Source organism: Terriglobus albidus (assembly GCF_008000815.1).
GTDB classification, from domain to species: domain Bacteria; phylum Acidobacteriota; class Terriglobia; order Terriglobales; family Acidobacteriaceae; genus Terriglobus; species Terriglobus albidus_A.
On sequence record NZ_CP042806.1, the window covers coordinates 611,952 to 630,012 of the forward strand.

Sequence of the window (18,061 nt, forward strand, 5' to 3'; positions counted from 1 at the left end):
TCGCGGAGAGGAGAACGCCGCGCAAACGGGCGGGAGAGCACCGGAGGCGGGACCTAACAGAAACACAAAGGCCGGGACGAAAGTCCTGGCCTTTGGCTTTTAAAGGCAGTTGCTGCTTCCTGGTTGCTAGTTTTGCATCGACGAGTTTGGTTGCCCATACTCTGGGTGCCCCATCCATCGCATCGCGATGGGTGGGAATTCGAGCGGAGCTCGAGCCTTCTTTTTGTTTGTCATTTCGGAGCGTAAGCGGAGAAATCTGCTTCTCTACTAATGCTTCCTCCCCGCCTTCGATACAACTAGCAACCAGCAACTAGGAACTAGCAACTTGTTCCACAAATTCCAAAAACGCCCTCGTCCTCTGCGGCAGATGCTTTCTCGATGGATACAGAGCAAACAACGGGAACCTCTCCTCTGGCCAATCCGGAAACAGCTCTACCAGCCGTCCCGAGCGCAGATGCTTCTCCATCCCAAGCTCCAGCACCTGCGCGATTCCATATCCCGAAAGACACGCCGCATGCATGGTCACCACGTCATTCACTATCAGGCGCCCGCGTGTCTCGATACTGATCTGTCGCCGTCCTCGTTGGAAGATCCATTCAAACGGTTGTCCGCTCTCCGGATCGCGATAGTCGATCAGCACATGTCCTTCGCGCAGGTCTTCCGGGCTATTCGGCTGTCCGTAACGTTTCAGGTATGCCGGAGAGGCCACCGTCAGAACACGTGTCTCCAGCAGCCTGCGGGCAATCATGCTCGACTCCGGAGGATCGCCGAAGCGGATTGCGAGATCGTATCCCTCACCCGCCAGATCTTTTGCCCGAGCGCCGGTATCCAGCTCCAGTGTCAGCCGCGGATAGCGCTCCAGAAACTCCCGCAGCCGCGGACCCAGCAGTAGCTGCGTAAACAGAGCGTCAGCATTGACCCGCAATCTTCCAGAGATCTCCGTGCCATCACTCTGGATGGATGCGGCGGCTTCTTCCAGGCCCGCTAACAGCGGAAGAATTTGCTCGTGCAGACGACGGCCTTCTGCTGTGAGGGTTACCGACCGGCTGGTGCGCTCCAGCAAACGGACCCCGACCCGCTGCTCCAGGCGCGAGATCGCACGGCTCACGCCCGACTGCGAGATGCCCAATACTTTTCCCGCTGCAGCGAAGCTCCCGCTACGCACTACCGCAGCCAGTACACCCATCCCGTTCAATGTTCGTTCATCGAAGTTCATCGGATGCATGACAGTATGTCATGACTGTCATGTGCTGATGTCAGGATCATTCCCAGGCACAGCTACGTCCTATCTGCAGATCGCATACAGGAGGAGGCAACAATGATTTCAGTCATGGGAGTGACAGGACAGGTAGGCGGAGCGATCGCCCGCAAGCTAATAGCCGAAGGAAAAAAAGTACGCGTGGTGGTTCGCAGCACTGACAAAGGTGAAATTTGGAAACGGGCCAGCGCAGAGGTAGCCGTTGCATCCACAGACGACACTGCGGCACTTACGCGTGCATTCGCTAATACCGAAGCTGTCTTTGTAATGCTTCCACCAGTCTTCGATCCGGCGCCTGGATATCCCGAGTCCGCCGCGGCCACTACATCTATCCGTAATGCTTTAGAGGCTGCGAAGCCCGGCAGAGTCATCGCCCTCTCGACCATTGGCGGCCAGGTCGATCGTGACAATCTTCTCATCCAGCTTCACCATTGGGAACAAGCGTTGCGTACTCTCGGTCTTCCCATCGTCTTCCTGCGTCCCACCTGGTTCATCGAGAACACACAGTGGCTTCTTGCCGCCGCCCGCGAAAAAGGCGTCTTCGCCTCACATCTGCAGCCTCTCGACAAGCCTGTACCCATGGTCGCTGTCGATGACATCGCGACCACTGCGTCTGATCTGCTTACCGGGAAGGACCGCACAACCGGCATCGTGGAGCTCACCGGTCCCCAAGACGTAACGCCCATCGAGATTGCATCGACACTTGGTCACTTCTTCAGCCGCGAAGTCCGCGCTCAAGCCATCCCGCGCGAGACATGGGAGACAGAGTTCCGCGCCGCCGGTATGCAACATCCCGAACCTCGTATGCGCATGCTCGACGGCTTCAACGAAGGCTGGATCCGCTTCGAAGGCGCACCCCGCCGCGGCACTACCACTCTCGAAACCGCCCTGCGCCAGCTCATTCTGCAGAAAGCCTGAACCAGCAATATCTCGTTGCCCCATTCTTTCGCTCAGCGAAAGGGTGGGGTATCGCGCTTCGCGCGATAGCATTTATCGCCGCCCGTAACGCCTCAACTTTTAACTTGCAACCCGCTTCGACCTCAATTTGTCTTTCACTGGCAACTGGCAACTGGCAACTGGCAACTGGCAACTGGCAACTGGCAACTGGCAACTGGCAACTGGCAACTGGCAACTGGCAACTGGCAACTGGCAACTGGCAACTGGCAACTGGCAACTGGCAACTGGCAACTGGCAAAACTGTCGCCCCGCAAACATAACCCGGGTTACAGTGGTACCACCCCCGATGATTCGTCCCATTGCAACTCTCGCTCTCTCTGCCTTTGCCTGCACACTTGCGGCGCAACAGCCGACGGCGAGCTCCGTCGACGTCCTCATCAAGCCCGGCCATACCTTCGGAAGAGCCGTAGCGCGCATCGATGGCAAGCCCAAACCGCAGCTCGTCACCCGGCGGGCCACGCATGCCTGGCTGGCCGAACAGGCGCACTCGGTCATCGTCGTCGCACCGCCGGAGAAGGGGCATCTGCAGCAGCAGCTCCGCATCTTCGATCTCGATTCCGGGGAACGCCACACTCTCGGTGACCTTCCCCTTGATGGACCCGAGTTCCTCGAAGTGCAGAACGGCGACGATCCCCCTGTCTTCCTGCTCAAAGGCAGCCAGAACGGTCAACCTGTGGTCTACCTCGCGGACACCACAGCGATTCACACGCGCCTGGTTGGCGCGACACGTCCCACCCTCACCAGCGATACCCTTCGCTACACTCCCGCAGGTGGTAGCACTGCCAAAGAGATTCCACGGCGCACCGCTCTCGGCGAAGATCTCTTCCACCGCATCTTTCTGACGGGTGGCGAGACGCTGCAGCTTCTTCCTGACGGACGCGCCGTAGTGGTCCGCAACGGCAAGCCGGAGTCAGCCACATGGCTCACGGACGGCGAAGCTCTCTTTGTTCACTCTGGTTCGCGCACAGACACCATCCTGCGTTCTTCGCTCCGGCAACAGAACGGTGTCCCCGCCGAGACGCGACTCACACTTCGCCTGCTGCAGCCTTTGAACTCGCGCACAGACAAGGCTGGAAAGCCGGTGGAGGCCGCTCTCATTCTTCCCGCTGTCGTCGACGGCCGCATTTATCTTCCGCAGAACACCCACTTGACCGGACATATCGTGAAGGTTAGTGGTGTGCACTATGGCTTCGGTCATGAGTCTGCCGCCGTCACCCTTCACTTCGAGCAGGCGCAGGTTCCCAACGGCCCTACACTTCCAGTCGATGTGCGTGTCGTGCAGGTTGAGAACGCCCGCGAGACCGTGGATGCTGCTGGAACCATCAAAGGTCAGCGCGCTACCGCCACTCTTGGCCACTCTGCCGAGGGCCAGATCACCGGCCTCGCGCAGGTCGATCCAATCGCTTACGTTGCGCTCACCGCCGACTCCATCGCTGTGCTCGGCTTTGCCGAGAGTGAGATTCTCTACTCCGCCGGCACCGAGATGATCGGCGCGCTCAACCTGCCACTGGTTACCGCGACGACGTATCCGCGCACGACGGCACGCGAGGTCACCTCTCTTCAGGCGGAGCTCCCACCTTTCCTCCAGACGCTTCCCTTCCGCACGACGACTCAGGTAGGCGATCATCCTTCGGATCTCACCAGCATCGTCTTTCTCGGATCCCCCGATGCTCTCAAACGCGCCTTCGCCGCCTCCGGCTGGGTTACAACCGACTCACTTACCGCCGCCTCGACGTTCTCCACACTGCGTAGCATCAGCGGCACCCAGACCTACAACGAAGCTCCTATGTCGACGCTCCTGCTCGATTATCAGGAGCCCATCACCACGCTGACCAAGACCACTAACACCTTCAACGCGCGTCATCACCTGCGTGTCTTCTCCACCGGCAAGACCTTCGATGGGAAGACCGTGCTTACGGCTTCGACAACGCAGGACACGGGCATCGCCTTCTCGCGAAAGAAGCGCACCTTCATTCACGTCATCGATCAGTACATCGACAATGAGCGCGACAAGGTGGTCAATGACCTGATCTTCACCCGCTGCGTGGATGCTTTCCAGATGGTGCCTAGGCCCTGGGTTCCGCGCGATGCCTATAACTCCACCGGCGATCGCCTGCGCACCGACGGCGATGTTGCCGTGCTTCGCCTGAACGATTGCAACGCACCGGTCATCACCACACCGACACCCGCTTCGCGGCCCAACAAGTTCGAGCGCAGTGTGCGCAACACCATGCTCACGCTACGCAGCCAGCTCTACCGCAGCAATCTCATCTACCAGGGCATCGACTACAGCCGCAAAGGGTTCACTCTCTTCTCGGAGCACGATGCTCCCGCGAACCTCGGAAACTGGTATCGCACCGAAGCCTCTGACGCCGGCGATGAAGAGAGCTCCGACAACATTGGTCGTCCGCAGAGCCATCCGGCAAAGCAGGTGATGGAGCGCGATACCTCGCTCGCCCGCAACCGTTGGGCTCCGCCGAAGTACGAGATCGCATTGCACGGAGGCTACACTCGCTTCCGGCATGAGGCGCTTGAAGCCGATATCGTTCTGCTGGTTCCCGGCAAAGACACTGATCCGCTCTACATTGCAGGCCTCGCCGATGAGGTTGGTGATGGCTGGACGGCCGGCTTTTCCGTCACGGTGAACACCTGGAAATGGGTCTCGAACGAGTTCAGCTACTTCCGTCAGCAGGGCAAATACCGTCTCGGCGCCTTCGCGATCACCATCCCCGCGGGAGACACACCAATCAGTGATTCGGACTTCAACCAGGCCACTGCAACCGTCGGCCTGACAACGCGCCAGTTCGAGTACAACTCGCTTGTGCACTTCCGTCCGCCGAGCTCACGCTGGCGTCCTTATGTTGCCGCCGGCCCTGTGCTGCAGTTGATTGCTCTGGCGGATGCTCCGCTGAAGCGTCCCTCGTCGTATTACACGCTCGGGCTCAAGAACCTCGGACTCTTCAAAGCCGCCTACGACTTCGGCAATACGCCTCCACTCGACGGTGGAGGCATCTTCCAACCCGGACTCCAGTACGGCGCCGGCATCAAATACCGCGTGACACCTCGCTTCACCATGCGCATGGACTGGCGCGAGACCTGGTCCCGCAACCCGCGCATCATCCGCGACTCCTACGAAAGCTTTCTTCCCGATACCCTTCCGGATAGCTACGAAGTCCTCGTCCTCAACGGCCCACCCGACAGCATGTTTTTCCAACAACGCGCCACCATGGGCTTCGCCTTCACGTTCTAAGCGGTCGGTGCTCGAGAAGCCACCTCTTATTCAATCCTTCAATGATCCAATCATTCAATTAGTTGGTGCCATGATCTTCTTCGCAATCCTCGCGACCAACTTCCTCGGCGCAAACCGAACCCCAAAGACCATCCACCAGTTCATCCGTCCGGCGATCACGACTCTCTCTCCGCGCATCATGCCGGTATAGCCGATCTCAGCGACCTCTTTAGCGGACATGGCACCGCTGCGGAAGGCGATTGTCTTTGTCATACCCGCCGCCTCCGCGAACTCCGTCTTTGTTGTCCCCGGGCATAACGTCGTGACCGTAACGCCGGTCCCCACCAGCTCCTCCGCCAGAGCCTCACTGAAACTCGTCACAAATGCTTTCGTGGCTGCATACACGGTCGCGAATGGAGTCGGCGTAAATCCTACGACTGAACTGACATTCAGAATGCGTCCATGCCCACGCGCCATCATGCAGGGTGCGATCATCCGCGTCAGCTCCATCAGCGCCACGATATTGACCTGCACGATCGCATGCAGTCGCTCGACTGGCACTTGTGTTACCGGTCCGTGGTGGCTGAAGCCGGCATTGTTCACCAGTACATCAATCTCTGCTTCACGCGCCGTGAGCTCTGCTTTGATCTGCGCGGCCGCTCCCGGCCGCGCGAGATCGATCGCCAGCACCTGTGTCGTGGCGCCATGCTTCTGTGCCAGCATCTCCGCCAGTTGCTTGAGCCGCTCTTCCCGGCGGGCTACCAGCACCAGGTCGTAGCGATTCGCGGCCAGCACCTGTGCCAGCTCCCATCCAATGCCGCTGCTCGCACCGGTAACCAGCGCCAACGGCCTCTTTTGTTCGCTTGAAGACATCGCTCTCCCTCACGCTCCGATCTTCGGCAGGCTCCATCCCTGCCACACGCTCAGCATGCGCAGAACGAAGCAGGATATGCCGCCGGCCAGTGCCGCCAGGCTGGGATGCAATCGCAGCGCCCGCACCGAAATCACCATCACCGCTGCACCCAGCAGCGCCGCCGAGGCGTAGATATCCGTCCGAAGTATCCCCGGGATTGTGTTCAGAAAGATGTCGCGGATCGTTCCCCCGCCACAGCCGGTAATTGTGCCCAGCAACACCGCCATCATTGGATGCATGCCGAACTCCAGCGCCTTGGTAGCTCCGGCGATGGCAAACAACGACAGCCCGGCGGCATCCAAAGCAGTGATCAGTACCGAGCTGGCCTGCTGCGCCACTGTTCCATGAAAGACAAATGCCAGCATGCCGCCGGTAATAGCGATGGCTCCATATCGCCAGTCTTTGATCGATGCGGGTGGTGTAGCTCCGATCAGCAGGTCGCGGACGATGCCGCCACCAACAGCAGTGGTAAAGGCAAGCACCAAAATGCCGAAAAGGTCCATAGCACCGCGAATACCCGCCAAGGCGCCCTCCATGGCAAACAGGAGCGTGCCGGCGAAGTCAGCGGTCAACAATACGAGGTCAAGGCCGCGCCGTAGTTTGGGTGTGTCCATCTCTTCCCCCAAAGGTAACGGTACCTTGGGCACGTACACGCGTAAATTGCTATCAAGTTCCCCTGAGGGGGGCCGATGAGCGGATTGAGCCATCATTATGACTACTCTCGCCTTCGCCTATTTCGCTGTGAATACGCTGCTCGCTCTGGGCATGCACGCCACCACGATGCGCTCCACGCTGGAGCGCCCACGCGTTCTTGAGTTTCTGGCTTTCTTCGTCTTCTTTCTCATTGCCGGTCTGCCGCTGATGCTCGGCGCCATCGTGATCGGCGCAATCAGCTACAAGCGCGCCGGCCGCCGCCCGTCCATGCCGTCGATGCGCTCCACCGGCGTTCCGCAGCTCCGCATCGTCCGCTAAGCTCTCGCGGTTGAGGGCAGAAGCCGGGAGCTGGAATGATCTTCGTTGCCCCATTCTTTCGTCTCGACGAAAGAATGGGGCAACGCGCTTTGCGGGACCGTCTTTTTTATTTGGTCATTTCGTAGCGACCGGCGGGAGCGGAGAAATCTGCTTCTCAGTATTTTTCCGGCCAGGTAGCCTTCAAGAGGTATCCCACCCATTGTGTTGCAGTGGCTGGGGCACCCAGTTCTGTGGTTAATTTCGCTGGTACGCGCCAACTACTTGGTGAACGCACGTGCCACCAACGCTGCGCCCCACGAGATGATGATGCCGCGCAGAATCAGCCATGCATCCCATTGCCAGCCCAGCAGAAGGAAGCTGGCTGCAACCCCAAGGAAATAGATCTCGCCCAGAATTGCCTGCCCCCATGCGGGCTTTGCTCCCCCTGCGGGAACGCGCGCCTGCAGGCTGGGAAATAGCCGCGGCACGGCCGCCTTGTAGGTCAGATACGCTGGGCCACGCTGTTCTTCCAGGAACGCCTCTTCCCGCAGAATCAAGCGGAGCTGGACGGCGGTAATCAACACCACCGCGAACAATGCCGCCAGCGGCTGCATCAGCACGGCAACCCCGAGGGTATGCAGAATGGAGCCCAGATATAACGGATTGCGCGTATAGCGATACGGACCATCGGCGATGACACGTTCGCCGTGCATGCCTGAGTCCTCGACGACTCCAACACCGAGATAGGCCGTACCCCAGATCCGGAGCCAGGCCCCCGCGCAGGCCAGAAGCGCAGCCAACACCAGCACCGTCTCGGTAGCCGTGGCGAATCCGAGGCCTGTGCCCTTCATCAGGCCACCGGAGAGCTCGACCCACACCGACTGGCGGCCGACATTCATCCAACCCTTATTCCATGGCGCGGTAAAGCCAAGTATGAAGATGACGGCGTGAATCAGATACCGCAGGCGATACTCAAGCGCGGTCGCGCGCAGCCACTTCATGCCAAGGCCTCGAGCAGACGATCGAAGTCGTCGACATTGGCGTACTCGATGACGACCCTGCCCTTGCCATTCTTGTCCTCGATCCGTACCTTCAAGCCAAGCGTCCGCTGCAGCTTGGTCTGGGCTTCCTTCACATTGGGATCGATCGGCGGCTCTTCCACTGTCTCGACCTTGCCCAGCTTGCGCTCCGGATTGAGCTGGTTTTGGACGAACGTCTCAGTCGCACGGACGGACATGCCCATCTGTACAACCTTAAGTGCTGCCTTTTCAATAAGTTGGGAGTCTTCGAGGGCTAGCAGCGAACGCGCATGCCCGAAGCTGATCTCTCCGACTTCTACGCGGGCCTGGACCGATTCCGGTAACTTCAACAAACGAAGGAAGTTAGCGACGCTCGCCCGATCTTTGCCGGTGCGCTTGGCCATCTGTTCCTGGGTCAGACCGAACTCGCTTGACAGCCTCTGATAGGCCTTGGCCTGTTCCATCGGATTCAGATCGGCGCGCTGCAGGTTCTCGACGATGGTGATCTCCATCGCCTGCTCGTTCGAGACCTCTTTGATGATGGCGGGAACGGTGGTCTTACCTGCGCGTTGCGAAGCCAGCCAGCGGCGTTCACCGGCGATGAGCTGAAATTTGCCGCCAGGCAGCGAACGTACCAGGATCGGCTGGGCCACGCCCAGCTCCGCAATCGACGCACTCAGCTCCGCCAGCGCCGTCTCATCGAACCGGGTGCGCGTCTGATAGGGGTTGCGCTCGATCGCCTCGACCGGAATCTCTTTCGGTTTGCCCTCGATGACGGTGACAGAGGGGGCAGGGGGCGGTGGGGCGACGGGTTCAGCAGCCGGCTTCTTGGAGGGAAGCAGGGCTTCCAGACCTTTCCCCAGTGCGGCGCGTTTGGCTCCAGTGCTCATGGTTGAACGACTCCTGAGATGAGAAAACAGAGATCAGAGAAAAAACTTCATCGGCCGGCCTTCGGCTCATTGTGCAAGCACTATCCGGCCCATCCTGCAAATTACTACTTGTTGTAGGGCCAGAATTTGAACTCCTGCCCCGTCTTCGCTGCCTTGGCGCGTTCTTTCGCTTTCGGGCTTTCGATCTTGTTGCGCTTCAATAGCTCCAGGGCCAGGTCGCGGTAGGCATCGGACCCACGTGACCGCGGGTCGTAGACCATCACCGGCTTTCCGTGGCTGGGAGCCTCCGCCAGACGTACATTGCGGGGGATGGTGGTCTTCAACAGCTTGTCCCCAAAGAACTCCTGCAGATTGGCCGTGACCTGCTGTGCCAGGTTGGTGCGCTCGTCGTACATGGTCATCAGCACACCTTCCAGCGCCAGGCCGTGATTGAAGGCCTGGGAGACCCGGTCCAGCGTGCTCATCAGCTCGCTGATGCCTTCCAGGGCGAAGTATTCGGCCTGCATCGGTACGAGCAGGCCATCGGAGGCGACCAGGGCATTCAGGGTCAGCAGATCCAGGGCTGGCGGACAGTCCAGCAGGATAAAGGGAAAACGCTCCCGCAGCGGCTCCAGGGCATCCCTAAGCCGGAACTCCCGGCGATCCTGTTGAATGAGTTCGATGGTGGCGCCGATCAGGTTCTTGCTCGAAGGGATCAGCTTCAAGGTGCCAATCTCGGTCGTGAGCATGGCGGCGTCCGGCGTCACGGCGGTCATTAGCACGTCGTAGGTGGACGCTCGCTCGTCATCTCGTCCGAAACCGAGGCCGCCGGTGGAGTTTGCCTGAGGATCGATATCGATCAACAGGGTATCCAGGCCTTCCAGGGCAATGGCGGCAGAGAGGTTGATGGCAGTCGTCGTCTTCCCGACGCCGCCCTTCTGATTCACTATGGCTAGTACCTTGCTCATGGGAACAGAATTGAGCCTACGGGAGTGGCGATACGAGGTTCAATATGTAGCCCTCGGATACCTGTGGAACGAAGGTGGAAAAGTGTTGTTCCACGTGGAACACCTGTGACGAAAACCCGCGCCAGTGCTCTACGGGACGCATTCCGGGAGTTTTCCACCGGGAAAGAGCGGGAAGGTGAAAAAGGTTGAAAGTTGCAAACGGAAGTGGAAGGCGAAAGGCGGAGGTTGAGCAGCCGATTTTGCTCCTGAAACGGCCCGGATGTTCCACGTGGAACACCCGGATTGTCCCGAATCACCACAGACCCGTGTGCCTAGGTTCCGCCTTGGGACCTGGGAATTCGAGCGAAGCTCGAACCGGTTTTCTGTTTTCAAGCGAAGATCCTCGGATGTAGCTGGTCAGCCCCTAAAAACTGTTCACCCGGATGACTTCGCAGCGATTGAACCGCGCTCAGTACATAGCTCAATGTTCCACGTGGAACGGATTCCGGGTGAACAGATCTCTTTGGGTTTGTCATCCTGAACAAAGTGAAGGACCTGCTTTTGAGGTCCGCTCCATATCTGTCGGAAACCAGTTCTCTTTGTCATTTTGTAGCGAAGCGGAGAAATCTGCTTCTCCCTTCCGCGTCCCAGGTAGTCAGAGGCCGATCCTGCGGGATGACCAAACTACGGTTCGGGCTTGCGCTCGAAATACCCAGGTCCCAAAAGCGGGGCCCGGGGCTCCAGTACTGTCATCACCGAGGGCCTTGTTCCACGTGGAACATATCCATCCACGCCGTACGTCTCCAGCCCTCCTTCTTCAACCTGCCTGTTCCACGTGGAACAAAGCTACTACCCCATCCACCGACCCGGGCAGCGGCACAACGAACCTCGCGGGCCGGCGTAACTCCTCAACCTGGACACGGGTTGTCAGCAACATCAGATACCCCCCGGGACCAACCAGCTTCTCCGCCACCGGGATCATCTCCTGCATCTTGTCCACGGCCCGCATCGCGACGACATCGAAGCTCTCGGCCAATTTCTCCGCCCGGTCTCCCCAGACCGCTGTCTTCAACCCCAGCGTCCGAACGACCTCCCGCAGAAACGCCGCCTTCTTCCCTTGGGACTCCGCCAAGGTCACCGCGGTTTCTGGCCGCAGGATCTGGATCGGGATCCCCGGGAATCCACCTCCAGATCCCAGGTCGAGCAGCGTTCCTGTTTCCGCTGGCAATAATCCCCCGGCAAAGAGGCTCTCCCCGAAGTGCCGGCGCACCATCTCCTCTGGCTGTCGGATAGCCGTCAGGTTTGTCCGGGCATTCCACTTCAGCAGCAGGTCTAAGTACCCCGACAATTTCTCTGCGACACCAGCGGGTACTCCAGAGGGCAGATACGGTTGCAGTAAGGACTCCATGGTTTCCAGGGAAAGCGTGGTCATCGCGAGAAGTCTATCGCCCGCAGCGAACTTATGCGGAATTCAAAGCAATGTGGATAAGCCAAGCGATTAACTGTGTCATTTTTGCCACATCCGCACTTCTTTGAATCGGGGCTACTCTGACTCTCGTCACAAGTTTGGGACGGTGATTGGAACGAGTGTCAGGTAAGCCCCATTACGAACGCACCATCGCCTCGGAGATCAGCTTCTCCGGTATTGGCCTTCATTCCGGAGCTCCCGTCACCACGCGCCTTATCCCTGCCCCCGCAGGGTCAGGTATTGTGTTTCGCCGCACGGACCTGGACGGCTTCGAGATCCCTGCAAACAATCGCAATGTCGCCAAGGTCAGCTACGCCACCAGCCTGATGCGCCAGGGCGTACTCATCTCGACGACCGAGCATCTGCTCTCGGCCTTTATTGGTTACGGCATCGACAACGTCATCGTCGAGATCGACAACCTCGAGCTCCCGATCCTCGACGGCTCCGCCGGACCATACGTGACGGAATTCGAACGCGTCGGCAGCCGTCAGCAGCGCCGCAAGCGGGAATACATCCGCATCCTCAAAGAGGTCGAGGTCCGCGAGGGCGATAAGTTCATCGGCGTCTACCCCGGCACCGGCTACCAGATCGACTACCTCATCGACTTCCCTTCGCCGATCGGCCGCGAACGTTTCCTCGGCGACCTCGAGACCGGAGCTTACACCGACCTCATCGCTCCCGCCCGCACCTTCGGTTGGAAAGAAGATGAGGCCAAGCTTCGCGACATGGGTCTGATCCGCGGAGTCTCCGAGCAGTCGGCCATCATCCTCACCCGCACCGGTGTCCAGAACGGCCCGCTTCGTTTCCCGGATGAGTTCGTCCGCCACAAAGTCCTCGACCTCATCGGTGATCTCGCCTTGGCAGGCCGCCGCATTCAGGGCCGCGTTGTCGCCGAACGTGCCGGGCACGCCATGCATACCGCCCTCGTCTCCCAGCTCATGAAAGACCGCTCTACCTGGGAGCTGGCCTACGTCTACGACGAGGAGGCTGTCGAATCCGACGCCTTTGCCGGTCTGCAGCCTGTCCATGCCTAAAGCGGCGATTGCCCTTGGCTCCAATCTCGGTGACCGGCAGGAACACTTATCCCAGGCAATTCAGCAACTTAGTACGTTTGGCCAGGTTCTCGCCGTCTCTACCTTCCGCGATACCGCCCCAGTCGGCTATCTGGACCAGCCCCACTTCCTGAACGGCGCCTGCCTGCTGGAAACGGGGTTAACTCCTTTGATTCTCCTGCGGGAAATGCTCGAAATCGAGCGCAAAATGGGGCGAAATCGCGCGATTGTGCCGCAAAAAGGCCCTCGTGTGCTCGATCTCGATCTTTTGCTTTACGACGATCTCGTCCTGCACGAGCATGGGCTCACTCTTCCCCACCCGGCGATGCATGAGCGGCTCTTTGTACTTGAGCCGTTGGCAGAGATCGCTCCGGAGTGGGTCCATCCGGTATTACATAGCACCATCGCGGAGCTCCGCGATTCTCTTAGCTAGGCCATCCGCCTGTTGATTCCTCGAAACTGGGTGCCCCATCCATGGCGTAGCAATGGATGGGCACCCAGACTTGGGCTTCGTAAAATAAATCTGTGTCCCTTAGCTTTGAGCTCCTGAAAGAATCCGGCCCTGCGCGCCGGGCCACCCTGACCTTGCCTCACGGTGAGGTAGAAACCCCGGTCTTCATGCCAGTCGGCACAGCGGCCTCCGTCAAAGCCGTCCCGCAGGATGTCATGGAGACCAACGGAGCTGAAGGCAAAGGCGCGGGCATCATTCTCGCTAACACCTATCACCTCTATCTCCGCCCGGGACACGAGCTGATCCGCCGCGCCGGCGGAGTGCACAAGTTCATGAGTTGGAACCGCGCCATGCTCACCGACTCCGGCGGCTTTCAGGTCTTCAGCCTGAGCGAGCTGCGCAAAGTCACTCCCGATGGCGTCGAATTCCGCTCGCATCATGATGGATCAAAGCACTTCTTCTCGCCCGAACACTCCATGGAGGTCCAGATCGCGCTCGGCGCAGACATCATGATGGCCTTCGACGAGTGCGTCGAAACCCCAGCCACATGGGAGCGCACCAAAGAGTCGATGGGACTGACCCATGCCTGGGCGCAGCGATCGCTGGATTACTGGAAAGAACATCGTCATGAGGTGCCGTGGCATAACGAGCTCGACGGCAGTCACCAGTCGCTCTTCGGCATCGTGCAGGGAGGCATGTATAAGGACCTCCGTGCCGAATCAGCCGAGAGGCTTGTCGAGATGGATTTCCCCGGCTATGCCATCGGCGGGCTCGCGGTCGGTGAAGCGCGTGAGGTCACGCGCGAGATGATCGCGCATACGCTGGAATATCTCCCCAAAGACAAGCCGCGCTATGTGATGGGCGTTGGCTATCCCGACGAGATCGTCGAGTACGCCCGTATGGGTGTCGACATGATGGACTGCGTGCTGCCCACACGCGCCGGCCGGCACGGCCTTCTCTTCACCAGCCAGGGACGCCTGAATATCAAGAACAAGCAGTACGCCGAAGATCAGAACCCTCCTGATCCGGCATGTAATTGCATGGTCTGCCGGCGCTATACGCGTGCCTATCTGCGGCACCTGATGCACACCGGAGAGCCGCTGGCTCTTACGCTGGCGAGTGAACACAACCTCGCCTTCTATTTGGACCAAATGCAGGCGCTGCGAAACGAATTCGATCAAGCGGAATGATCGTTTTGCCGGCGAAGTGGCAGGGTAGCTAGGCAGGAACTATCTTGCCCGTAAATGCAATTGTGCAATGGGTAGGTTCCGTGACAAAGTTGAGGCATACAAGACGGGCCCGAAGCGCGCATTCAGAGCAGTAAGTACGGTAACGGCCAAGCAAGAGGATTGCTCCATGAAGCGATTTGCCTGTGGTCGTGTGGTCGCTGACCCCTCGACTCTATTTGCCGCGCACCATCTGGATGGAATTCTGGCAGGGGCGACGAAGTGTGCTCCTGGGGAGTACGGCCCCACTGCAACTTCGTTGACTGCACCTTCGGTGAAGGGATAAGCGCGCGGGCCGGCTATGTACATCAACCTCGCCAAGCGCGAGCAGCGGCGGCGCACGATTTCAGGTTTGCTCGAAGGCGATATTCCATTCGGCTTTCACTACCAGCCAATCGTCGATCTTGAACGCGGTCTTGTTACCGGCTACGAAGCGCTCGCACGCTTTCCTGCCGAAATCGCCTCGTCGCCGGATCAGGTCTTTCAGGCGGCCGGCGATCTCGGAAGACGTGCGGATCTGGAGAGCGTCGTTCTGCGGAATGCTTTTTGGGAGCGGTCGAAGCTTCCGCCGAAATGCTTTCTCACCATCAATGTAGGCCCGTCTCTGCTGCTCTCGCGGCAATGGCAGCAGCTATTAAAAGAGATCGGGCACTTCGGTGGAACCGTCTTTGAGATCACTGAAGACGAGCCCATTCACGATTACTCCATCCTCCGCTCCCGTCTCGATCAGATCCGTGAAGCCGGCGGCCACGTTGCGGTGGACGATACCGGCGCCGGATACGCCAGTCTGAAGCACGTCATGGAGCTGCGTCCCAACTTCATCAAGCTCGACCGGTTCTTTGTCGGCGGTTGTCACAAAGAGCCGGCGCGTTCCTCGCTGATCGAGATGATGGGCACCATGGCCAGCCGCATTGACGCCACGATCATCGCCGAAGGTGTGGAGACGGCAAGCGAGCTGGAAGAGCTGATTCATCTTGGTGTTTCGCTGGCTCAGGGCTACTATCTCGGCAAACCCTCCGCGGAGATGCTGCCTCTCCCTCCCCTGCAGGCCGAAGCCATTCGCACGCGGGCAGAGGCCAGACAGCAAGGCAACCTGTGGGGCGTGATCGACAGCTGCTTCACCTGTTTCGACGCGGACACAGCCGCAACCTACCTTGACGCGAACGACGAAGCGCATGTCGTCCTGCTGGTAGACGAGCGGAATCGTCCCTCCGGCATCATTGAGCGGCACTCCCTGATCGGCATTCGCCATCTGGTCCAGCCGATGAAGGTTCAGCGGGAAAGCGATCTGCGTGCAGTGCTCCAACGCTGCCTCAGCAGAGCTCCGGCCTACCGTTTCGACCCGGTCGTCGTCATTGGAGCCGACGGACGGGCGGCAGGTGTGGCTACCGTGGACCGGATGGTGAAGTTCGTCCTGGAAAACGGCCCCCTGCTCGATATGCGCGCGGCGGAGGTGCGGGCGCTGATGGGTCCGGGAGACAGGGATACGAAGGCAGGTACCTCCGGGTGTTAACAGACGTCTGCCTGGAGGCAGTTTCCTTGACATGTCGGAGCGGCCTCAGCGATGCTGGAGCCTAGCACCCTTCCATCCGGGCAGGCAGACCTGCGTCCGTTTACGGACGTAGCCATCGACCGGCATGACGCGGGCAGCGTCCATCCAGGACGGGCCCGACTTCTAAAAGGACATCGGGTGATCATTTTCGATCCGGTTGGTTCGCGTCTCTAAGGCCGCGCCCCACCGGTGTGTTGAAGGACGCTCGCGTTGACCGTATCCGCACCTGTCTCAGCCATGATCCTGCAGATTGCCCAGGGATCCTCTCTGGTTACGATGCTGCCTATCGTTCTTATGATTGCTGTCTTCTACTTCCTGCTGATTCTTCCGAATCAGCGCAAGCAGAAGAAGTGGCAGCAGATGCTGGGTGATCTCAAGGCCGGCGACCGCGTTACAACCTCCGGCGGCATCAAGGGCGTCATCCTGTCGGTAAAAGACGATTCGCTGATCCTGCGCGTCGCTCCCGACAACCTGAAGCTCGAGTTTGCCAAGAGCGCCATTGCCAGCGTTACGACCGGCGAGGAAGAAAAGTAGCCATGCAGAAGAAGCTCGCCGGTCGGACCGGCATTATTGTTGCGACTCTGGTCATCTTTACCTATTTCATCTTCTTCGGCTCCGGCCTGCCGAAGAAGGGCAGCGTGAAGCAACTGCTGACCAACAGCATCCACCTCGGCCTCGATCTCAAGGGCGGCACCCACCTGGTGCTGCAGGTGCACGTCGCTGAAGCTGTTGGCGCACAAACCGACTCGGATGTGGCTCGCCTCCAGACTGACCTGGCCAAGGCCGGAGTTACCGGTGCGCAGGTCGCCAAGCTCGACTCAACCAAGGTCGACATTATTAATGTTGCGAATGTCACGGCCGCCGACACCTCCAAGGCGCGCGGCGTTCTGAACGGTACCTCCTATTCCTCGACCTACGATGTGGCGTCGGTGCCGAACGGCTACACGCTGACCATGAAGCAGCAGTCGCGCAAGGAGATGGAGAGCACTGTTCTCCAGACCTCGATCGAGACCATCCGTCAGCGCGTTGACAGCCTCGGCGTTGCCGAGCCCGTCATCCAGCAGTACGGCCTGGGTGACAACCAGATCCTCATCGAGCTGCCCGGCATCGACAACGCCGACCAGGTGCATAACGCCATCCAGTCGACCGCTCGCCTTGAGATCCATGAAGTGGTCGGCGGACCTGCGGCTACTGAGGCCGAGGCTCTGCAGACCCTCGGCGGAGCGCTTCCTCCGGACGACATGGTCGTGAAGGGCGCGAGCTCGGTTACCGCCGCCGGCAACAGCGACATGTTCTACGTGCTCAAGCGCGTGGCCATCGTCTCCGGCACCGACTTCCGCGGAGCCCAGCCGGTTCGCGACCCCAACACCGGTCAGTCGCAGACAAGCTTCAACCTGACCAGCGGCGCCGGCGAGCGCTTCTATGAGTTCACCAGCGCGAACGTTGGCAAGGGCATCGCCGTGGTCCTCGAAAACCGCGTTCGCAGTGTGGCCAGCATCAAGAGCGCCATCCATGACTCGGGCGTGATCGAAGGTCTCTCCGAGGATGAGGCCAAGAACCTCTCGCTCATGCTTCGCACCGGTTCCCTGCCCGCTTCCATCTCGTATCTCGACACGCTGACCGTCGGTCCGTCCCTGGGCGCCGCTTCGATTACGCACGGCGTCTATGCCGCCGTCGCCGGCATGCTCGCGGTGATGTTCTTCATGCTCCTCTATTACCGCGGAGCCGGCATCAACGCCGACCTGGCGCTGGTTCTGAACCTGGTCATCCTGCTCGGCTTCATGGGCCTGACCGGATCGACGCTCACCTTGCCGGGTATCGCGGGCGTGATTCTGACCATCGGTATGGGTGTCGACTCCAACGTTCTGATCTTTGAGCGTATCCGTGAAGAACTGCACCTGGGCCGCGCGCCCAGCGCCGCGGTACAGAACGGTTTCGCGCACGCATGGATCACGATCATCGATACCCACGTGACGACGATCGTCTCGGCGGCCATCCTCTTCCTCTTTGGTACCGGTCCGGTCCGTGGATTCGCCGTGACTCTGACCTTCGGTCTGTTGGCCAACATCTTTACCGCGGTCTTCGTCTCGCGCACCATCTTTGACGCGATCCTGAACCGCAAGCAGCGCGGCGAAGCGCTCTCGATCTAATACGGAATTCTCGGAGCAA

General features: G+C 59.7%; 17 protein-coding genes. 10 read left to right on the forward strand and 7 right to left on the reverse strand.

Annotated features, from left to right (window positions below; translation table 11 throughout):
- Positions 1-310: 310 nt before the first annotated feature.
- Positions 311-1,225 (reverse strand): LysR family transcriptional regulator, encoded by a 915-nt coding sequence (locus FTW19_RS02530; protein WP_246153541.1) that lies wholly within the window; start codon positions 1,223-1,225, stop codon positions 311-313.
- Between the two features lie 93 nt (positions 1,226-1,318).
- On the opposite strand from FTW19_RS02530, the gene FTW19_RS02535 reads away from it, so the two are divergent.
- Both FTW19_RS02535 and FTW19_RS02545 read left to right on the forward strand, forming a co-directional pair.
- Complete coding sequence (locus tag FTW19_RS02535) at positions 1,319-2,176, forward strand: NAD(P)H-binding protein (RefSeq protein ID WP_147646175.1); 858 nt, start codon at positions 1,319-1,321, stop codon at positions 2,174-2,176.
- A gap of 127 nt (positions 2,177-2,303) precedes the next feature.
- The gene (locus FTW19_RS02545; RefSeq protein ID WP_187143217.1) at positions 2,304-5,465 is read left to right on the forward strand and encodes an LssY C-terminal domain-containing protein; all 3,162 of its coding nucleotides are present in this window, start codon (positions 2,304-2,306) and stop codon (positions 5,463-5,465) included.
- Between the two features lie 54 nt (positions 5,466-5,519).
- Here the strand turns inward: FTW19_RS02545 and FTW19_RS02550 are convergent, their stop codons facing one another.
- Positions 5,520-6,317 (reverse strand): SDR family NAD(P)-dependent oxidoreductase, encoded by a 798-nt coding sequence (locus FTW19_RS02550; protein ID WP_147646178.1) that lies wholly within the window; start codon positions 6,315-6,317, stop codon positions 5,520-5,522.
- A 9-nt stretch (positions 6,318-6,326) separates the two neighbouring features.
- On the reverse strand, positions 6,327-6,971 hold the full coding sequence (locus FTW19_RS02555) for a trimeric intracellular cation channel family protein (RefSeq protein ID WP_147646179.1): 645 nt from the start codon (positions 6,969-6,971) through the stop codon (positions 6,327-6,329).
- 97 nt (positions 6,972-7,068) lie between these two features.
- Between FTW19_RS02555 and FTW19_RS02560 the strand changes: the two genes are divergently transcribed.
- Entirely contained in the window at positions 7,069-7,329 is a 261-nt protein-coding gene (locus tag FTW19_RS02560; RefSeq protein WP_147646180.1) for a hypothetical protein, read from the forward strand.
- Positions 7,330-7,586: 257 nt separating this feature from the next.
- On the opposite strand, the gene FTW19_RS02565 is transcribed toward FTW19_RS02560, so the two are convergent.
- From FTW19_RS02565 to rsmG, 4 genes are all read right to left on the reverse strand, one after another.
- A complete protein-coding gene (locus FTW19_RS02565) occupies positions 7,587-8,309 on the reverse strand; it encodes a methyltransferase family protein (protein WP_147646181.1) in 723 nt (240 codons plus the stop codon).
- Positions 8,306-9,217, reverse strand: a complete 912-nt coding sequence (locus FTW19_RS02570) for a ParB/RepB/Spo0J family partition protein (protein ID WP_147646182.1) — start codon at positions 9,215-9,217, stop codon at positions 8,306-8,308. The genes FTW19_RS02565 and FTW19_RS02570 overlap by 4 nt, the downstream gene beginning before the upstream one ends.
- Positions 9,218-9,321: 104 nt before the next feature.
- The gene (locus FTW19_RS02575; protein WP_147646183.1) at positions 9,322-10,164 is read right to left on the reverse strand and encodes a ParA family protein; all 843 of its coding nucleotides are present in this window, start codon (positions 10,162-10,164) and stop codon (positions 9,322-9,324) included.
- A gap of 796 nt (positions 10,165-10,960) precedes the next feature.
- Positions 10,961-11,575, reverse strand: a complete 615-nt coding sequence (gene rsmG / locus FTW19_RS02580; RefSeq protein ID WP_147646184.1) for a 16S rRNA (guanine(527)-N(7))-methyltransferase RsmG — start codon at positions 11,573-11,575, stop codon at positions 10,961-10,963.
- Between the two features lie 155 nt (positions 11,576-11,730).
- Between rsmG and lpxC the strand changes: the two genes are divergently transcribed.
- The 7 genes from lpxC to secD all read left to right on the forward strand — a co-directional run bounded on the left by lpxC (position 11,731) and on the right by secD (position 18,042).
- Positions 11,731-12,645 (forward strand): UDP-3-O-acyl-N-acetylglucosamine deacetylase, encoded by a 915-nt coding sequence (lpxC, locus tag FTW19_RS02585; protein WP_147646185.1) that lies wholly within the window; start codon positions 11,731-11,733, stop codon positions 12,643-12,645.
- Positions 12,638-13,096, forward strand: coding sequence for a 2-amino-4-hydroxy-6-hydroxymethyldihydropteridine diphosphokinase (folK, locus tag FTW19_RS02590; protein ID WP_147646186.1), 459 nt, complete (start codon positions 12,638-12,640; stop codon positions 13,094-13,096). Before lpxC ends, folK begins: the two co-directional genes overlap by 8 nt.
- Before the next feature lie 92 nt (positions 13,097-13,188).
- Positions 13,189-14,304: a tRNA guanosine(34) transglycosylase Tgt gene (gene tgt / locus FTW19_RS02595; protein ID WP_147646187.1), complete on the forward strand. Its 1,116-nt coding sequence runs from the start codon at positions 13,189-13,191 to the stop codon at positions 14,302-14,304.
- Between the two features lie 166 nt (positions 14,305-14,470).
- On the forward strand, positions 14,471-14,626 hold the full coding sequence (locus tag FTW19_RS25675) for a hypothetical protein (protein WP_187143218.1): 156 nt from the start codon (positions 14,471-14,473) through the stop codon (positions 14,624-14,626).
- Between the two features lie 15 nt (positions 14,627-14,641).
- Entirely contained in the window at positions 14,642-15,853 is a 1,212-nt protein-coding gene (locus FTW19_RS02600; protein ID WP_147646188.1) for an EAL domain-containing protein, read from the forward strand.
- A 249-nt stretch (positions 15,854-16,102) separates the two neighbouring features.
- Positions 16,103-16,426 (forward strand): preprotein translocase subunit YajC, encoded by a 324-nt coding sequence (gene yajC, locus FTW19_RS02605; RefSeq protein WP_348641840.1) that lies wholly within the window; start codon positions 16,103-16,105, stop codon positions 16,424-16,426.
- 2 nt (positions 16,427-16,428) lie between these two features.
- Positions 16,429-18,042: a protein translocase subunit SecD gene (secD, locus tag FTW19_RS02610; protein ID WP_147646189.1), complete on the forward strand. Its 1,614-nt coding sequence runs from the start codon at positions 16,429-16,431 to the stop codon at positions 18,040-18,042.
- Positions 18,043-18,061 lie beyond the last annotated feature (19 nt).

Coding starts and splice junctions, on each gene's coding strand:
- FTW19_RS02530 (WP_246153541.1), bottom strand. CDS start 1,225: ATGCATCCGATGAACTTCGATGAACGAACATTGAACGGGATGGGTGTA.
- FTW19_RS02535 (WP_147646175.1), top strand. CDS start 1,319: ATGATTTCAGTCATGGGAGTGACAGGACAGGTAGGCGGAGCGATCGCC.
- FTW19_RS02550 (WP_147646178.1), bottom strand. CDS start 6,317: ATGTCTTCAAGCGAACAAAAGAGGCCGTTGGCGCTGGTTACCGGTGCG.
- FTW19_RS02555 (WP_147646179.1), bottom strand. CDS start 6,971: ATGGACACACCCAAACTACGGCGCGGCCTTGACCTCGTATTGTTGACC.
- FTW19_RS02560 (WP_147646180.1), top strand. CDS start 7,069: ATGACTACTCTCGCCTTCGCCTATTTCGCTGTGAATACGCTGCTCGCT.
- FTW19_RS02565 (WP_147646181.1), bottom strand. CDS start 8,309: ATGAAGTGGCTGCGCGCGACCGCGCTTGAGTATCGCCTGCGGTATCTG.
- FTW19_RS02570 (WP_147646182.1), bottom strand. CDS start 9,217: ATGAGCACTGGAGCCAAACGCGCCGCACTGGGGAAAGGTCTGGAAGCC.
- FTW19_RS02575 (WP_147646183.1), bottom strand. CDS start 10,164: ATGAGCAAGGTACTAGCCATAGTGAATCAGAAGGGCGGCGTCGGGAAG.
- rsmG (WP_147646184.1), bottom strand. CDS start 11,575: ATGACCACGCTTTCCCTGGAAACCATGGAGTCCTTACTGCAACCGTAT.
- folK (WP_147646186.1), top strand. CDS start 12,638: ATGCCTAAAGCGGCGATTGCCCTTGGCTCCAATCTCGGTGACCGGCAG.
- FTW19_RS25675 (WP_187143218.1), top strand. CDS start 14,471: ATGAAGCGATTTGCCTGTGGTCGTGTGGTCGCTGACCCCTCGACTCTA.
- FTW19_RS02600 (WP_147646188.1), top strand. CDS start 14,642: ATGTACATCAACCTCGCCAAGCGCGAGCAGCGGCGGCGCACGATTTCA.
- secD (WP_147646189.1), top strand. CDS start 16,429: ATGCAGAAGAAGCTCGCCGGTCGGACCGGCATTATTGTTGCGACTCTG.